Annotated in this window: 1 protein-coding gene; it reads right to left on the bottom strand. The window is 68.5% G+C overall.

Going from position 1 to position 689, the window contains the following annotated elements; all coding sequences use genetic code 11:
* Positions 1-671 (bottom strand): hypothetical protein (locus HP445_RS00050; protein ID WP_111055748.1); only part of this gene is annotated, 671 nt, incomplete at its 3' end.
* Positions 672-689: the final 18 nt, after the last annotated feature.

Below are 689 nucleotides of genomic sequence, written 5' to 3'. Positions count from 1 at the left end.
GCGGTGATGGTGGCGGTGCCGACGAGGAGGCCGCGCTTGACGGCGTCGGTGCCGAAGGTCTTGTTCAGCAGGCCGGCGGCGTCTTCGGAGATGTGGACGGTGGTGCCGGTGAGGATGGCGTTGTCGCCCTCGAGCTGGAGGGGCTTGAGGGAGCCGCCGTGCAGCTCGAACAGGAACGCGTTGGCCGCGGCAACCTTGCCGTTGACGAGGACGTCGCCGTAGAGCTTGGACGAGCCCGGGTTCACGACGAAGTTCTCCAGCGTGACGGTGGTGTCGCCGGCCTTCAGGGTCAGCCCCGAGTCGTCGTGGTTCAGCAGGCCCTGCACGTACGGGCGGTAGTTGCCATCCGGCGACCAGTAGGTGACCGACCCGGCGGTGATCGGGAACGACACCGACCCGTCAGCGAGGGTCGCATCTCCCGAGACGCCGGGGGTGAGCTTCAGTGCGGTGAGGGCGTCGGTGAAGCCGGAGTCGAGCTTCACGGCGGTGGAGCCACCGAGGACCTCGGGGACCGAGGCGACGGGTGCGGGGATCTTCGACTCGGACGACGAGGACACCGTGTGCACGTTCGGGGTCGCGGCCTGGGCGGAGGAGATCCCGAACGCGGCGCCGCCGAGGACGAGGGCGCCGGTCGTGGCGAGGGTGATGGAGGTCTTGAGGCTCTTACGCATCGTGATCAGTCCTTTGCT

It is taken from the genome of Curtobacterium flaccumfaciens (genome assembly GCF_013359815.1).
Taxonomy (GTDB): Bacteria; Actinomycetota; Actinomycetes; order Actinomycetales; family Microbacteriaceae; genus Curtobacterium; species Curtobacterium flaccumfaciens.
The sequence above is the reverse complement of the archived record's forward strand: the minus strand, read 5'-3'. Positions and strand labels throughout refer to the sequence as shown.